Genomic DNA, 16685 nt, shown 5'->3' on the forward strand with positions numbered 1-16685 from the left:
CAAAAGAACGATATTTGTAGCCCGTTATGAGTAACAGGATTTTAAATACGTAATACCACAAATATGGGAATGAATAAAAATACAATTTTAGGTTGGGCTACTTTAATTATGATACTAATGGGGCTTTTGCTTATTGCACTGGGGGCTTTTCGTTATGATGATGTTGCTGGCTGGGGCTTTGCCGCTGTAGGAGTTGGTTTTTTTGCTAACGCTTGGGTATTTAGCTCTTTAAAGGGGCGTTTGTAAACTATATTGAATTAAAAATTAGAAGAAATACATTAAAAAAAGATAAATCATGGCAGACGATAAGAAAGTAATATTCTCAATGTCAAAATTGAGTAAAACCTACCAAGGGGCTGATAAACCAGTATTAAAGAATATTTATTTAAGTTTCTTTTACGGGGCTAAAATTGGTATTTTAGGTTTGAACGGATCTGGAAAATCTTCTTTATTAAAAATTATTGCAGGCGTTGATAAAAACTATCAAGGTGATGTAGTTTTTGCTCCAGGCTATACAGTTGGCTATTTAGAGCAAGAACCAATTTTGGATGAGACAAAGACGGTTATCGAAATTGTACGTGAAGGTGCTGCTGAAACGATGGCTGTACTTGAAGAATACAACAAAATCAACGATTTGTTTGGTTTAGAAGAAAACTATTCTGATCCAGATAAAATGGATAAATTGATGGACCGTCAAGCGGCATTACAAGATAAAATTGATGCTTTAGGCGCTTGGGAAATCGATACTAAACTAGAAATCGCGATGGATGCCTTACGCACACCTGAGGGAGATACGCCAATCAAAAATCTTTCTGGTGGAGAGCGTCGTCGTGTAGCACTTTGTCGTTTGTTGTTGCAACAACCAGATGTATTGTTACTTGATGAGCCAACCAACCACTTAGACGCGGAGTCGGTATTATGGTTAGAGCAGCATTTGGCACAATACGCGGGTACTGTAATTGCAGTAACGCACGATCGTTATTTCTTGGATAATGTAGCGGGTTGGATTTTAGAGTTAGATCGTGGTGAAGGTATTCCTTGGAAAGGAAATTATTCTTCATGGTTGGATCAAAAGTCAAGCAGAATGGCATTAGAAGAAAAAGTAGCTTCTAAACGTAGAAAAAACTTGGAGCGTGAGTTAGACTGGGTTCGTCAAGGTGCAAAAGGCCGTCAGACCAAACAAAAAGCGCGTTTGCAAAACTATGACAAGTTGCTAAACGAAGATCAAAAGCAACTTGATGAAAATCTAGAAATCTATATCCCGAACGGACCGCGTCTAGGAACAAATGTTATCGAAGCAAAAAATGTAGCAAAAGCTTTTGGTGAAAAATTATTATACGATAACTTGAATTTTACTTTGCCACAAGCTGGAATTGTTGGGATTATTGGGCCAAATGGTGCTGGTAAATCGACAATTTTCAAAATGATAATGGGCGAGCAAGAAACAGATAGCGGATCATTCTCAGTAGGAGAGACGGTAAAAATTGCTTACGTTGACCAATCACACTCTAATATTGATCCTAATAAATCAATCTGGGAAAATTTTGCTGACGGTCAGGAATTAATCATGATGGGAGGAAAGCAAGTAAATTCAAGAGCTTACCTTTCTCGTTTTAATTTTGGTGGCGGGGAGCAAAACAAAAAAGTTTCGATGCTTTCTGGTGGAGAGCGTAACCGTTTGCACCTAGCAATGACTTTAAAAGAAGAAGGTAACGTTCTATTATTGGATGAGCCTACGAATGACTTGGATGTAAATACACTTCGTGCATTGGAGGAAGGTTTAGAGAAATTTGCGGGTTGTGCGGTAGTTATTTCGCACGATAGATGGTTTTTGGACCGTATTTGTACTCACATCTTAGCTTTTGAAGGAGATTCAGAAGTGTATTACTTTGAAGGTGGTTTCTCTGAATACGAAGAAAACAAAAAGAAACGTTTGGGTGGTGATTTAACTCCAAAGCGATTGAAATACAGAAAATTAATTCGTAGTTAAGAATTGATTTTACTAAAAAACAAAAGGATAATCCACTCGATTATCCTTTTTTTGTTTGTACTTACAGCAAGACTTTATGCTAAAAATTTATTCAAAATCTCTTTTGTAGGAACCATACAAGCTTCTTTCTTACCATACCATTTGTACCGGTTACGAGCTACAAAATCGTACATCGCATTTAAAATAGTGTTAGGCAACCAACTAATAAGTGCGCCAAAAACAAAAACACCACCAAGATCTTTCGCAATTTCAAACGCAGCCTCAGCTTTGTAATAATAAGCTACGCCGGGCTGGTATAAAATGATACTATCGGTTTTTGTAGTGTCGATTCCCAAATATTTAATGATTTCCTGTCCTAAAGTTGACTGCGAGGCTACAAAGCGGAAAATATCTTTGGAGTCGTGTTTTATTATTTTTTGCACACTTGCATCGCATAAATTGCATACTCCATCAAAAATGATTATCTTTTTATCTTTTGGTAAATTTTGCATCTTGTTTTTTGTCAAAACTAATTATATGAATTTTTATTTTTGCCAATAAAATTCAAAAAAATACTTATTTTTTCACTGCTTCAACCAATTCCAAAACTTCGAGGCTTGCTTTTGAGGTGAATACACCATAATTTACCGTGGCCTTGTTTTTTTCAATACTGTCAATAGTTCCCACGGCTTTACCATCAAACATGCGCACGCGATCGCCAATTTTTAAAATCGGTTTTGGTTTTTCAACCACCACTTTTTGCTTCTTTTCTTTTTTTTCTTTTCGAATTTCTTCTACCTGAACAGTTACTTCTTCAATAATCTCTTTCTTTTTATCAAGTTGGGCCTTGCTTTCTTTGGCAGTCGCTTTTTTGCGTTTTGAATTTTCTATTTCAATGATTTTCAAAAATTCGCCTATGAGTTCTTTTTTGTTTTTGTTGTTGAAATATTTCTCAGAGATGTCTTCAATTTTTTGACCTATGTAAATCGTCTTTTGATTGCTATCGTACAATTCTTGATAACTCTCTAGTTTTTGTTTGATTTTGACATTGATGGTCTCCATTTTTTTGCCCTCTTCACGTGCTCTTGATTCTTCTTCTTTGAGGGTTTGCGATGTTTTTTCGAGTTTTGAACGCTCTTTTTGCAAAGTAGCAATGGTCTTGTCAAAACGTACTTTGCCCACCTCAATTTTCTTTTTGGCTCTGTTGATTAAGCTAAATGGAATACCATTTTTTAATGCCACTTCAAAAGTAAAAGAGCTTCCGGCTTGACCCAAAACCAATTTGTACATGGGTTCGAGTGTTTTTTCGTCAAATAACATGTTGGCGTTTGTTGCAAAAGGCAATTCGTTAGCTAAGATTTTCAAATTAGAATAATGCGTCGTGATGATTCCAAAAGCTTCACGGTGGTAAAACTCCTCGAGGAAAATTTCGGCAAGAGCACCACCCAATTCCGGATCAGATCCTGTACCAAACTCATCAATCAAAAACATGGTCTTGCGGTTGCATTTTTTTAAGAAATAGTTCATGTTTTTCAATCGGTAACTGTAGGTACTCAGGTGATTTTCTATCGATTGATTGTCGCCAATATCTGTTAAAATACGGTCGAATAAAAAGGTTTCGCTGCGCTCGTGTACCGGAATAAGCATACCCGATTGAAGCATCAACTGCAGCAAACCAACGGTTTTTAACGAGATTGTTTTTCCTCCCGCATTAGGTCCTGAAATTACAATAATCCGATTTTCTTGCCCCAATTCAATGGTTTGCGGATGCGTAATTTCGTCCTTTTGTTTGTTGTTCAAATACAAAATAGGATGATAGGCATCTCTAAAATACAAACGACGCTCTTCAGTAATCGTTGGCAGAATTCCGTTGATTTTATTGGCATATTTGGCCTTTGCGGCGATGACGTCTATGTCACTCAAAAAGTCTTGGTATTGCACCAATAAAGGTAAAAAAGGACGAATTTGGTTCGATAACAATTTTAAAATTCGGGTGATTTCTTCTTTTTCTTCGTATTCTAAATTGCTCAGCTCACGCGAATATTGTAAAGTAGCTTCGGGTTCAATGTAAGCAATGCTGCCTGTTTTTGAACTTCCCATAATCGAACCTTTCACCTTACGACGGTACATGGCTAGAACGGCTAAAACGCGTCGGTTTTGAACAAAACTCTCGCGAATATCATCTAAATAACCCAATGAATTGTAGTGGGTGAGGGCAGTACCAAAACTTTGATTGACTTTGCCGCGCACCGCATTCATGCTCCTACGGATGTTAAGCAAATCAGGTGAGGCATTGTCTTTGATTTCGCCGTACTTGTCAACTACATCATCAATCATGTGAATGATGTCTTTGGTCAAAGTGACTTGTTTGGCGCGGTGGTTTAAGTTGGGATAATACTCTTCGAATTTTTGTAAAAATTGCAACATGAAATTGACCGTTGCCGATAAGTTTGCAATTTTGCGAAAGCTGCTTACTTCCAGAAAACTGTCTTCAATGGCTAAAAATTTTATTTCGTGCGTAATGGCATCAAAACCATGATTTGGTATGGCGTTGTTGTTTTGAAAAGAAGAAACGTACTCCGAGGTTTGCAATAAGGCTTGCATCAAACTGTCTTTGTCTCTAAAAGGTGTGATTTCTAGCGCCTTTACTTTTCCTATTTCGGTGTTACAAATGGTAGATATGGTGTCAAGAATTACAGGAAATTGTAAATCTTGTAGTGTTTTGTCAGTTATTGAAATCATATTTTGTTTAGACTTTGAGTTGCAAAAGTAGTTATTTGTTAAGGTTTTTTAACTTTAATTAGCAAAGAATTAAATAATGTTTAGGGTGGTTAACAAAGCTATCCTGAACCAAAATGAATGTATCTTTGGTTTTTAAATTACAAATGAAAATGATATCCAATTTGCACCCTTCGTGGCAAGCTGTTTTAGCGGACGAATTGAAAAAATCGTATGTGGCTACTTTGCTGGAGACGGTAGCACAAGAATATGCGCAACATACTTGCTACCCACCGCAGGAATTGATTTTTGAAGCTTTGAATCAATGTTTGTTTGAGGATGTAAAAGTGGTCATTATTGGTCAAGATCCGTATCATGGAGCAGGTGAGGCGAATGGACTTTGCTTCTCTGTATCCGATGGTGTGGCGATTCCGCCCTCGTTACGCAATATTTTTAGAGAATTAAATGATGATTTGGATGAAATTTTGTTGCCCTCATCAGGTGATTTATTGGCTTGGGCTAAACAAGGTGTGTTGCTGCTTAATGCGACTTTAACCGTGCAAAAAGACAGCGCTAACAGTCACAAACACTTGCCTTGGCAGAATTTCACAACAGCAATTATTGAACGAATCAATGCCGAAAAACAAGGTGTTGTTTTTTTACTTTGGGGCGGCTTTGCGCAAAAAAAAGGGAAATTAATTAACCGAAACAAACATTTAGTTCTCGAAAGTGGACATCCATCGCCGCTGAGTGCCAATCAAGGCAAGTGGTTTGGAAACAAACATTTTAGTCAAGTAAATGCTTATTTGAAAGCACAAGATAAAGAACCTATCAATTGGGTTTTGAACGGAAATGTAGGGTAAAAAATACGCCAACAACCACTGTTTTGCGTGACTGATGGCAGTGGAGCTCTTTTTGGGACGGCTTTTTTTAACCGCCCCAAAAAAGCGGGAACGTACAGCAGGACCCGAAGCTTTTGCGTAGGGGCACGACCAAATAAAAACTGAAAAGAGACTATTTTTTGATAATTTCGTCGAGAACGGCTTTGTTGCTGTAGTTGATTATTTTTAAAGTAACGGCTTGATTTTTTACTGTTTTTCCTTCAATTACGTACAGTTTTCCGTTTTCTTTTTTAACATTGCTTTGGTCAAAATCAACATCACCAAATTGCAAGGTGTTTTTGATATCGGCTGTGTCAATCCATTTTTCCTGCATTACTTTGGTAGCTTTTTCAGAATAATAGAAGGGCTTGTTGCGAAGGTCGTTTAATACTCTTGCGTTCGGGAAATAGTTGCAGCGGGTGTCCTTGCCACTAAAAACAAGACCTACAAAAAACAGGCCGAGAACCATACCAACCAAGTAATAAGCAAAACGGTGAACTAACTTCATGTGTTTATTTTTTGTGCAAAGGTAGCTGAAAGTTCTCTTAAAAAACAATTAAATTAATGTCGCTACTTGGCAAATTGAACCAATCAGCAATGGCATTGTTGGTTAGGATTCCGTGGTACATGTATACGCCGTTTTTGAGTCCTTTGTCACAACGAATGGCGCTTTCGATGCCACCATCTTCGGCAATTTGCATCAAATAAGGCGAGATAATATTGCTGATAGAAAGGGAAGCGGTTTTGGAATAGCGCGATGGAATATTTGGCACGCAATAGTGCAACACATTGTTTTTGATAAAAGTTGGTTTCTCATGAGAGGTAACTTCTGAAGTTTCAAAACAACCACCTGTGTCAATGCTTACATCAACAATAACGGCACCGTTTTTCATGTGTTCCACCATAGTTTCGGTCACAATAACCGGACAGCGGTCTTTGCCACGCATGGCGCCAATGGCCACATCACAGCGGCGCAAGGCTTTGAGCAAGGCTTTGGGCTGAATGGTAGATGTAAATATGCGTTGGTTTAAATTGTTTTGCAAGCGGCGTAATTTGGTAATGGAGTTGTCAAAAACTTTTACCGTAGCACCCAAACCAATGGCGGTTTTAGCCGCAAACTCGCCCACAGTTCCAGCTCCTAAAATAACCACATCAGTAGGAGGAACGCCAGTAATATTGCCAAATAATAATCCTTTTCCAAGATCATTGGTAATCATAAGCTCCGCAGCGATTAAAATAGAGGCTGTTCCGGCAATTTCGCTCAAGGATTTTACAGCAGGATAAGTTCCGCCTTCGTCCTTAATATATTCAAAAGCAAGTGCGGTAATTTTCTTTTTGGTCAACGCCTCAAAGTATTCTTTTTTGCGCGTTTTAAGTTGTATGGCTGATATTAAGATTGTTTGCGGTTGCATCATGTCGATTTCGGCTAGAGTCGGTGGCTCTACTTTCAAAATCATAGGACAACTGAATACTTTTTGAGTGTCGTTGGTAATTTCGGCGCCTGCTTGACTGTATTCTTTATCGGTATAACTTGAGCTTAAACCAGCACCAGCCTCAATCATTACGCGGTGCCCTTGAAATGTTAATGAAGTTACTGCATCTGGCGTGAGGCAAATGCGGCGCTCCTGAAAACTAGTTTCTTTTGGGATTCCAATAAAAAGTTCGCTCTTTTGGCGGGCTACTTCTAATTTTTCCTCTTGAGGTAAAAGATCTTGTTTGGAAAATGGCGTTATAGTGATGGACATGGTTGGTTTTGAATTTTAAGGGAACAATTTACGCAAAAGTTAGCTACGATTTGACTTGAAATTAAATTAAAAAGACGCTTTTTAAATTGTGTTTTGAGTCAGTGGTTTTTCCATTTTTATATCGGCTCTTTCGTACACGCCGTCTTCCAATTCGATTTCGACAAAGCCGTATTTTCGATACAAATGTATTGCCGAATGTAATTTCCGATTCGAATACAAAACAAGCTTGCTAAAGCCTTCTTTTTCGGCAAAAGCAAAACAATGTTGAAGTAGCTCTTTGCCAATTCCTAAACCTTGTACTGCATCAGTAACTGCCATTTTGCTTAATTCATAAACGCCTTCTTCCATTTTGAGGAGTGACGCAGTTCCTACTATTTCATTTTGGTATTGAGCATAAAAAATGAAACCGCCTTGATCAATAATTTCTCCCTGCGGATCCGAGAGCACTTTTTTGTCTTTGGGTTCTACTTTAAAAAATTTGGTAAGCCACTCTAAATTAAGTGTTTTAATGTGTTCTTTTAAAGCGGGAGTATAAGGTAATATTGTTACAGGCGCTGTGCTTGACATGGTAATTAGCTTAGGGTTAATGATCTATTTCCGTCTGGTAACACCGTGATGGTAATCACAGAATGTAAGGGTGGAATTAAATTTTCAATTTTTTCGGCCCATTCAATAAAACAAAAATGTCCAGAGTACAGGTAATCATCAACGCCCATATCCAAGGCTTCTTCTTCCTTATTCAGTCTGTAAAAATCAAAATGATACACTAACTGATTATTGGTTGCTTCGTACTCATTTACCAACGAAAAAGTAGGGCTGCTCGTTGCGCCTTGTACGCCCAATGTGCGGCAAAGTTCCTTGATTAAAGTGGTTTTACCAGCGCCCATTTCGCCGTGAAAAAGAATCACTCTTGATGGGTTTTGGTCCAGTATGCCTTGCGCAACGCGTGCTAATTGGTCAATTGAAAAAATGGTAGTCATTTTTATTAAAGGGTTTAAAGTTGGCCATTCAAAGAGCAATCGATGCACGGCAAACTGATACTGCTTACTTCTTTATCTCGGATTAAATACCAAAAACGGAATGATCATTTCTTCTAGCGAAATTCCACCGTGTTGGTACGTATTTTTGTAATAACTCACGTAATGATTGTAATTGTTTACATAAGCCAAAAACAAATCTGTTTTTGCAAAAATAAAAGAACTACTCATATTTATGGCAGGTAAACCAATATTTTTTGGTTCTTTCACGGCATACACATCTTTGTATTCGTAGGTTAAGCTTCTACCTGTTTTGTAACGCAGGTTTAAGCTCGTATTTTTGTCGCCTACTACTTTTGATGGATTCTTTACGTTAATAGTACCGTGATCAGTAGTTAAAATAAGTTTGAAACCCATTTTTTGTGCCTGCTGAATAATCTCTAGCAAAGGCGAATTTTTAAACCAACTCAAAGTCAAGGAACGGTATGCCTTGTCATCTGATGCTAATTCCTTTACCACATCCATTTCTGTTTTTGCATGCGATAACATATCCACAAAATTGTAGACGATAGTAACCAAATCATTTTCTTTTAAAGCTTTGAAGCTTTCGGCTAATTTTTTTCCTCCGGCTAAACTTGTGATTTTAAAATAGTCTTCTTTGATATTCAATCCCAAACGTTTGATTTGTGCTGATAAAAATTCGGCCTCAAACAAGTTTTTACCACCTTCCTCAGGATCGTTTTTCCAGTATTGCGGGAACTGTTTTTCCATTTCCAAAGGTGTTAATCCAGAAAAAATAGCGTTGCGTGCGTATTGCGTAGCAGTTGGCAAAATAGAGTAGTAGGGAACTTCTTTTTCCAATTTATAGTAGTTGCTTACAACAGTTTCAAAGGTTTTCCATTGGTCGTAACGCAAATTGTCTATCACAACAAATAAAATAGGCATGTCTTTTTTCTTCAATTCCGGCAATACCAATTCTTTAAATAAAGTATGCGATTGTATTGGTCGGTCAGCCTCGGTAACGCTAGCGACTTTTTTAGGCATCGGTGCAAACCAATCTTCGTAATTACGCTCAATAAATTTTCCAAACTGCGAGTTAGCCTCTACTTTTTGCGACTCTAAAATCTGAATCATGCCTTGATCGTCAATGTTTTCGAGCTCCAACTCCCAAAAAATCAATTTTTTGTACAATTCAATCCAATCTTCAAAGGAATTCACCATACCCATTTCAGTGGCTATTTTGCGAAACTCTTTTTGGTAATCCAAAGTCGTTTTTTGAGAAACCAAGCGCGAGTGGTCTAAGTTTTTCTTCAAACTCAGTAAAATTTGGTTCGGATTAACGGGTTTGATTAAATAATCGGCAATTTTAGACCCAATGGCCTCTTCCATTATATATTCTTCCTCGCTTTTGGTAATCATGATCATAGGAATTGCTGATTTTTTTTCCTTCATTTCTGAAAGTGTTTCTAATCCGCTCATTCCCGGCATATTTTCATCCAAAAAAACAATGTCAAAATTGTTTTCTTCAAATATCGTAATTGCATCTAAGCCATTGTTACAAGTAGTTACCTCGTAATTTTTCTTCTCCAGAAACAAAATATGTGGTTTCAACAAATCAATTTCGTCATCAACCCAAAGTATTTTTATAGTATTCATATCTAGTGTCAATAAAGTTCAAAAAAAGTAATCAAAGTGCCAAATTACATCATTTTAGAGCGTTGCTTTCCTAAATTTTTGATAATTTTTAAAAGAAATTCAACTTCCTGACTGTCCAAAACGTTCTTGTTTTACTCTTTTAATTCTTTTTTTTGGGCGTGCCCCTCGCTACGTAAACTCCACTTGGGTCAGGCTGTACGCTATATCTTTGCTTTTTTTTGCAAAAAAAATCAAAGGATGCCGCTTCCATCCTTCACGCGAGACTGTCTTATGATTCAGGACTAAGTTCTAAATACATTGTTTTCCAGTGAATTGCATTTGATTCTCAGAAAGACATAAAAAATTAATAAAAATTTGGCAGTATTCTTGCATTAAGTTTATCAAATTCTTTCTTATCTTGTAGCAAGGAAGAGAGTCTGTAGACTTAGAAAATGAAGCATAAATACAAATAATAAAAAACAAATACCATGACACACGATTTTACAACCATCGATAAAGAAGCAATTGCCGAATTGAAATTCCCAGCAATCGAAGTACTAGAAGACGATCAAGAAATTAAAGAGCGAATGAGCGAAATTAACCGCGCCTTAGCACTTGGGAATCTTGAACACTCAAAAATTAAAATATTTTTTGAAGACGTAGAGTCTAAAAAAGTAGTAGACACGACCGTTTGGGCCGTAACTGATAAAAATATTATATTGAAACAGGGTGTAATGATTCCTATTCACCGTATTCACAAACTATTCTAAAAATTCAGTTACTAGCAAAACAAATAGCAATCACTTTCAATAAAAAAAGAGAATTTCTATTTGTTTTGCAGTTCTAATTTATACCAAAATTCGGCAGTTGCAATGCTCGATATTGCCTACCTTTGGAATTCATTTTTGCCAAAACTATAGTTATGAATTCCTCTCTGTTTTACAGTTTTTTACAAAAACAATTTCCTTTTCAGCCCACTTACAAACAAGATATTTTTTTTCAAAAAATAGCCATTTTCTTGACTGAAGCCGAAAATCGAACCATTTTTGTACTCAAGGGCTACGCAGGAACGGGGAAAACAACAGTTATTTCAACTATCGTTAATAGTTTGCTTGACATAAATAAAAAGTATGTTTTGCTGGCACCAACAGGTCGAGCAGCCAAAGTAATTGCCAATTACTCTAACAAGCCCGCATTTACGATTCACAAAAAAATCTATTTCCCTAAAAAATCTTCTGGTGGCGGAGTTTCTTTTACTTTACAACCCAACAAACACAAAAACACCATTTTCATCGTCGATGAAGCTTCTATGATTTCGGACACGAATTCTGATTCTAAGTTATATGAAAACGGCTCCTTATTAGATGACTTGATTTCCTATGTTTATTCAGGAGCAAACTGCAAAATGATTCTGTTGGGAGATACTGCACAATTGCCTCCGGTGAATTTAGATATTAGTCCAGCGCTTGATATTCGCACGCTTGGTATGAATTACGATAAAGAAGTTGAACATATTGAACTAGACGAAGTGATGCGTCAAGAAGAAAATTCGGGTATTTTATTCAACGCCACAGAATTGCGTGAAGTACTCAAAGAATCTTTTATCACTGATTTTAAATTCGATCTCAAAAAATTCAAAGATATTGTGCGTTTAACAGACGGCTACGATATTCAAGATGCTATCAATTCTGCCTACAGTAATTACAGCATTGAAGATACCGCATTTATAGTTCGCTCTAATAAAAGAGCCAATCAATACAACGAACAAATTCGCACCAAAATTCTAGACAAAGAGAGCGAGCTTTCTACAGGAGATTTTTTAATGGTGGTGAAAAACAATTATTTTTGGTTAAAGGATTCTGATCAAGCAGGTTTTATTGCCAATGGTGATATTATTGAAGTTCTTGAAATTTTCAGCATAAAGGAGTTGTACAGCTTCAAATTTGCCAAAGTAAAAATCAGAATGGTAGATTATCCAGATCAAAAACCTTTTGAAACTGTTTTGCTTTTGGATACCATTAAAAGTGAATCGCCTTCGCTCACCTACGAAGAATCAAACCGACTCTACCAAGAAGTCTTAAAAGATTACGAGGGCGAAACCAAATTCAAACAATTCCAAAAAGTAAAAGCCAATGAATATTTTAATGGCTTGCAGGTGAAATTCTCCTACGCCATTACTTGTCATAAATCACAAGGAGGGCAGTGGAATACCGTGTTTATTGAGCAACCTTACTTGCCTGATGGTGTTGATAGGGATTATATTCGCTGGTTATACACCGCTATGACACGTGCCAAAAACAAATTATATTTAATTGGTTTTAAAGATGATAGTTTTGTTGAGTAAAATTCAAAAGTATGAAACAACGAATTGCACATATTGCTTTATTGGTCCCGGATTACGACCGCGCGATTGCTTTTTTTACTCAAAAATTGAATTTTGATTTGATCGAAGATACTGTATTAAGCCCAGAGAAACGCTGGGTTTTGGTAGCACCAAAAGGAACTTCAGGCTTTAGTTTACTTTTGGCGAAAGCCAGCAACCAAATTCAAAAAGATAGCATCGGCAACCAATCGGGTGGGCGCGTATTTTTATTTTTAGAAACAGACGATTTTGAGAGAGATTACCGCAACTTACTCCAACACAACATTACAATTGTTAGAGAACCCGAAATTGAAAGCTACGGAAAAGTAGCCGTTTTTGCGGATGATTTTGGTAATTTATGGGATTTAATCGAACGAACTGCCAACTAAAAAAGAAGAAGAAATGAATTCTTTAAACGATTTACATAAAATTTCAGGCTCTTTTTCAAACACCGAAAAAATGCCAGTTTTGTTTCTTGGTCATGGAAGTCCAATGAATGCCATTGAAGAAAATCAGTTTGTAACAGGTTTTAGGAATTTGGCCAAAACACTGCCACAACCCAACGCTATTTTGTGTGTTTCGGCGCATTGGTTTACCAACGGAACCAAGGTAACAGCAATTGAAATTCCAAGAACCATTCATGATTTTGGAGGTTTTCCGCAAGCACTATTTGATGTACAATATCCTGCAAAGGGTAGTCCGGAATTAGCACTAGATACTAAACAATTATTGACTCCAGTGGCGGTTGAACTCGACGAACATTGGGGGTTAGACCACGGCGCTTGGAGTGTAATTAAACATTTATATCCAGATGCCAATGTTCCTGTAATTCAGCTAAGTATTGATTATACAAAATCCGCGCAATACCATTTTGATTTAGCACAAAAATTAAGTGCTTTACGAACCAAAGGTATCTTAATTGTTGGTAGCGGAAACATTATTCATAATTTGAGATTAGTCGATTTTCCGAATTTAGATAAAGATAATTACGGTTACGATTGGGCAATTGAAGCTCGTGAAACTATCAATGCCTATTTGCTAGACGGAAATTTCAAACCGCTTATTGATTTTGAAAAACAAAGCCATGCATTACAATTAGCGATACCAACACCAGAACATTATTTGCCTTTGATTTATACTTTGGGTTTAAAAGGAAAACAAGAAGAACTCAGTTTGTTCAATGATAAATTATTGGGAGGATCGTTAAGTATGACTTCGGTGAAGATAATTTAACATTGGCGAACTAAATCATTCAAAAGGAATTTTAAAATAGCACGAAAATTATTTTATCCTTAGTTGCAATGATGTATTTTTGAACTCAAATTATTTTAACCACATGAAAATAATAGCAGTCATTCCCGCACGTTACGCCTCAACACGATTTCCAGCAAAATTAATGCAAGATCTTGGCGGTAAAACCGTAATCCTAAGAACCTACGAGGCAGCAATAAACACACAATTGTTTGATGATGTTTTTGTAGTGACAGATTCTGATTTGATTTATGATGAAATTATTTCTAACGGTGGAAAAGCGATTAAAAGCATCAAAGAACACGAATCGGGTAGCGATCGAATTGCCGAAGCAGTTGAAAATCTGGATGTTGATATTGTGATTAATGTACAAGGTGACGAACCATTTATTGATGCCGAACCTTTGGCAAAAGTCATTGAAGTTTTTAAAAACGATTTGGATAAAAAAGTAGATTTAGCCTCGTTAATGCGTGAAATTACCAATCTAGAAGATATCAATAATCCGAATAATGTAAAAATTGTAGTAGATCAAAGCGGTTTTGCTTTGTACTTTTCCCGATCTGTAATTCCATATCCTAGAGAGCAAAACGTAGGTGTTCGATACATGCAACACATTGGTATTTATGCTTTTAGGAAACAAGCTTTATTGGATTTTTACAGCTTACCAATGCAATCTTTGGAAGCATCCGAAAAACTAGAGCAATTGCGCTATTTGGAGTTTGGCAAACGAATCAAAATGGTCGAGACTACACACGTGGGAATTGGAATTGATACGGCAGATGATCTCGAAAAAGCTCGAAAAATGATTGCTCAATAAGTTTAACTTTCTAATTTTGAGATAATAATTAATTCGTTGTGGGTTTCAAGGCGAGGAAGTGAGCGAATTTTACATGATGCAACATGAAACGCAGCGATAAAATCTTTATTGCGATTGTTTTGTATCTCGTTTAAAATCATGGTATTGAACAAGGCAAAACCGTTATTTCGCAATAAATGACAAATTCTATTGCTAAAAAAGGACTCAAATAAAAAATTCGGCATGTGCGTATCTTGAAATACATCGATTATTATGAGATCGTATTTTTGTTTGGTTTTTAAAACATATTCAAACGCATCATCAACTATGATGGAAACGTTTTTAATTTGATCCAATTGAAAATAGGTGTTGGCAATGCGAGCCATTTCAGGATCAAGTTCAACGCCCGTAATGTTTCCTTTAAATCCTATTTCATCAACTAAGGTTTTAATAACGCTGCCACCCGCTACGCCGAGAACCAATATATTTTGCATGGGTTGAATGCGATTAAAACCAATTTCTTTTAATCCGTGACGTAAAATACGTTGTAAGCTGCCGTACGAGTAATTCGCGTTTTTAGAATCGAGGACCAATTCTCCATTATTCCAATTTACTTCAATTGACTTGCTTAAGTCGGATTTGGTTTGAAAAATGGTGATAGGAGTCAAGTAGCTCAATATTTTTTTAATCATTACGGTCTGTTTTACCCAAAAATAAGATTTAAATTATTTATTTTACACCAAATTTCGAAATAATGAAAAAACGGTTGTACGAGTTTATCTTTTTCAAACTTATGGGTTGGAAAATTGTGGGAGGCATTGACGCTTCGGTTAAAAAATGTGTCATGATGGTCCTGCCTCATACAAGCGCGCACGATTTTTACTTAGGAATTTTTACTAGAGGTATAACGCAATTAGAAATGAATTGGGTAGGTAAAAAGGAATTGTTTCGTTTTCCGTTTGGATATTATTTCAGATACATGGGAGGAGAGCCACTAGATCGTTCAGGAGGTTTAAATAAAGTAGAATCAATCGCTGCTATTTTTGAAAAAAAGGAAACTTTTCGCTTGGCTGTGGCACCTGAAGGAACGCGCCACAAAGTAACAGAACTCAAAACCGGATTTTATTATATTGCATTGCAAGCAAACGTTCCTATCATCCCTGTTTCTTTTGATTTTGGTCGAAAACAAGTACATTTAGGAGCGCCATTACAACCAACAGGAAATTTTGAAAATGATTTAGCTATTTTGAAAGAACATTACAGAGGTGTTGAAGGAAAAATACCAGATTATGGATTTCGTTTTGATTTTAAAAATTAAATAACTTACTAGAATGAAGAAGTATAAAGGTTTACTCGCACTTGGATTAAGTTGTACTGTTTTATTATCTTGTACTAATGATAATTCAATGACAGAAAGGAACTTGTATTTATTAACATCAAGTAATACTTCTAGTAAAATAAGTTATACGAATCTATTAGCAGCCACTCCTAAAGTTGAGTCATTTAGTATTGTCTCAGCAGATGCGGATGGTATTTCTTATGATCCTATTTCTGATGCTGTTGTTCTAGCTTCACGTTCTAATAACCGTCTCGAAGCTTATGCTAGGCTACGTACAACAAGTGATGCAGGACTTGATAATCTTACATTAATTTCGAGTAGTTCAGGTACTGATTTTACAAATGCCAGAGAAACGGCGGTTTTTAATGATATTGTCATGGTTGCACAAGATCAATCAGCTTCTAATAACCTAACCAATAAGTTATTTGTTTATCAAAAGTCGAGTACAGGATTTACTTTGCTGAAAACCTTTAGTACAACATTTAAACTTTGGGGAATTCATTTAGACGGTACCGATTTATATGCTGTGGTTGATTTAACGGGTGATGTCGTGCAATTTGAAAACCTATTGAATGCAAATAGCGGAGCAATAACGCCAACAAAACGAATTAGTATTGAAGGCATCAATCGAATTCACGGCATTACGTATTCCGCCTCAGATGATGTTATGGTTGTAACAGATATTGCAAGTGCGACTTCAGCATCAGATGGCGGCTTTGTTGTACTTCCTTCTTTTTCGAATCTTTTTGCGCTTACCGCAAATGAGGGTACGCTTAAAATGGACAAACAACTTCGCGTTTATGGACCTAATTCGCAATTAGGAAATCCAGTTGACGTGGCTTATGATAAGCAATCTCAACAAATTTTTATTGCAGAAAATTTAAAAAATGGAGGGCAAGTAATGCACTTTCGTTTTCCAAGTCAATCAGGAGACAGTGCGCCATTGTTTGTAAGGGTAGAGGCAGGGGTGAGCTCAATTTTTGCAACCCGCTAAACAATTCTCTAAATTAAA

General features: G+C 36.6%; 18 protein-coding genes. 10 read left to right on the plus strand and 8 right to left on the minus strand.

The window, feature by feature from the left end; genetic code table 11:
• Positions 1 to 63 precede the first annotated feature (63 nt).
• Complete coding sequence (locus ACXX8U_RS05495; RefSeq protein ID WP_166134592.1) at positions 64 to 246, plus strand: CAL67264 family membrane protein; 183 nt, start codon at positions 64 to 66, stop codon at positions 244 to 246.
• A gap of 49 nt (positions 247 to 295) precedes the next feature.
• Positions 296 to 1990 carry an energy-dependent translational throttle protein EttA gene (ettA, locus tag ACXX8U_RS05500; protein WP_210790217.1) on the plus strand — a complete coding sequence of 565 codons (1695 nt, stop codon included), beginning with the start codon at positions 296 to 298 and terminating at the stop codon, positions 1988 to 1990.
• A 74-nt stretch (positions 1991 to 2064) separates the two neighbouring features.
• On the opposite strand, the gene ACXX8U_RS05505 is transcribed toward ettA, so the two are convergent.
• Together ACXX8U_RS05505 and ACXX8U_RS05510 are read right to left on the minus strand one after the other, a co-directional pair.
• Positions 2065 to 2481 (minus strand): thiol-disulfide oxidoreductase DCC family protein, encoded by a 417-nt coding sequence (locus tag ACXX8U_RS05505; RefSeq protein WP_458564968.1) that lies wholly within the window; start codon positions 2479 to 2481, stop codon positions 2065 to 2067.
• Between the two features lie 64 nt (positions 2482 to 2545).
• On the minus strand, positions 2546 to 4711 hold the full coding sequence (locus ACXX8U_RS05510) for an endonuclease MutS2 (RefSeq protein WP_458564969.1): 2166 nt from the start codon (positions 4709 to 4711) through the stop codon (positions 2546 to 2548).
• Between the two features lie 149 nt (positions 4712 to 4860).
• Between ACXX8U_RS05510 and ung the strand changes: the two genes are divergently transcribed.
• Entirely contained in the window at positions 4861 to 5550 is a 690-nt protein-coding gene (gene ung / locus ACXX8U_RS05515) for a uracil-DNA glycosylase (protein ID WP_458564970.1), read from the plus strand.
• 151 nt (positions 5551 to 5701) lie between these two features.
• Here the strand turns inward: ung and ACXX8U_RS05520 are convergent, their stop codons facing one another.
• From ACXX8U_RS05520 to porX, 5 genes are all read right to left on the minus strand, one after another.
• A complete protein-coding gene (locus ACXX8U_RS05520) occupies positions 5702 to 6076 on the minus strand; it encodes a DUF4258 domain-containing protein (protein ID WP_458564971.1) in 375 nt (124 codons plus the stop codon).
• 37 nt (positions 6077 to 6113) lie between these two features.
• A complete protein-coding gene (locus ACXX8U_RS05525; RefSeq protein WP_458564972.1) occupies positions 6114 to 7313 on the minus strand; it encodes an alanine dehydrogenase in 1200 nt (399 codons plus the stop codon).
• Between the two features lie 81 nt (positions 7314 to 7394).
• On the minus strand, positions 7395 to 7880 hold the full coding sequence (locus ACXX8U_RS05530; protein WP_458564973.1) for a GNAT family N-acetyltransferase: 486 nt from the start codon (positions 7878 to 7880) through the stop codon (positions 7395 to 7397).
• 5 nt (positions 7881 to 7885) lie between these two features.
• The gene (gene tsaE, locus ACXX8U_RS05535) at positions 7886 to 8293 is read right to left on the minus strand and encodes a tRNA (adenosine(37)-N6)-threonylcarbamoyltransferase complex ATPase subunit type 1 TsaE (protein WP_458564974.1); all 408 of its coding nucleotides are present in this window, start codon (positions 8291 to 8293) and stop codon (positions 7886 to 7888) included.
• Between the two features lie 72 nt (positions 8294 to 8365).
• A complete protein-coding gene (gene porX, locus ACXX8U_RS05540; RefSeq protein ID WP_458564975.1) occupies positions 8366 to 9946 on the minus strand; it encodes a T9SS response regulator signal transducer PorX in 1581 nt (526 codons plus the stop codon).
• 467 nt (positions 9947 to 10413) lie between these two features.
• Between porX and ACXX8U_RS05545 the strand changes: the two genes are divergently transcribed.
• The 5 genes from ACXX8U_RS05545 to kdsB all read left to right on the plus strand — a co-directional run bounded on the left by ACXX8U_RS05545 (position 10414) and on the right by kdsB (position 14355).
• Positions 10414 to 10695 carry a hypothetical protein gene (locus ACXX8U_RS05545; protein ID WP_458564976.1) on the plus strand — a complete coding sequence of 94 codons (282 nt, stop codon included), beginning with the start codon at positions 10414 to 10416 and terminating at the stop codon, positions 10693 to 10695.
• Positions 10696 to 10847: 152 nt separating this feature from the next.
• Positions 10848 to 12269, plus strand: coding sequence for an ATP-dependent DNA helicase (locus tag ACXX8U_RS05550; protein WP_236363502.1), 1422 nt, complete (start codon positions 10848 to 10850; stop codon positions 12267 to 12269).
• A gap of 11 nt (positions 12270 to 12280) precedes the next feature.
• Positions 12281 to 12676, plus strand: a complete 396-nt coding sequence (locus tag ACXX8U_RS05555; protein WP_458564977.1) for a VOC family protein — start codon at positions 12281 to 12283, stop codon at positions 12674 to 12676.
• A gap of 13 nt (positions 12677 to 12689) precedes the next feature.
• A complete protein-coding gene (gene ygiD, locus ACXX8U_RS05560; RefSeq protein ID WP_458564978.1) occupies positions 12690 to 13520 on the plus strand; it encodes a 4,5-DOPA-extradiol-dioxygenase in 831 nt (276 codons plus the stop codon).
• 103 nt (positions 13521 to 13623) lie between these two features.
• Positions 13624 to 14355, plus strand: coding sequence for a 3-deoxy-manno-octulosonate cytidylyltransferase (gene kdsB, locus ACXX8U_RS05565; RefSeq protein ID WP_458564979.1), 732 nt, complete (start codon positions 13624 to 13626; stop codon positions 14353 to 14355).
• Between the two features lie 2 nt (positions 14356 to 14357).
• Here the strand turns inward: kdsB and ACXX8U_RS05570 are convergent, their stop codons facing one another.
• Complete coding sequence (locus ACXX8U_RS05570; RefSeq protein WP_458564980.1) at positions 14358 to 15026, minus strand: spermidine synthase; 669 nt, start codon at positions 15024 to 15026, stop codon at positions 14358 to 14360.
• Positions 15027 to 15088: 62 nt separating this feature from the next.
• Here ACXX8U_RS05570 and ACXX8U_RS05575 point away from each other — a divergent pair, with 62 nt between their 5' ends.
• Together ACXX8U_RS05575 and ACXX8U_RS05580 are read left to right on the plus strand one after the other, a co-directional pair.
• Entirely contained in the window at positions 15089 to 15652 is a 564-nt protein-coding gene (locus tag ACXX8U_RS05575; RefSeq protein WP_458564981.1) for a 1-acyl-sn-glycerol-3-phosphate acyltransferase, read from the plus strand.
• Positions 15653 to 15665: 13 nt separating this feature from the next.
• Positions 15666 to 16667: a hypothetical protein gene (locus ACXX8U_RS05580; RefSeq protein ID WP_458564982.1), complete on the plus strand. Its 1002-nt coding sequence runs from the start codon at positions 15666 to 15668 to the stop codon at positions 16665 to 16667.
• Positions 16668 to 16685 lie beyond the last annotated feature (18 nt).

The organism is Flavobacterium sp. GNP001 (genome assembly GCF_054343775.1).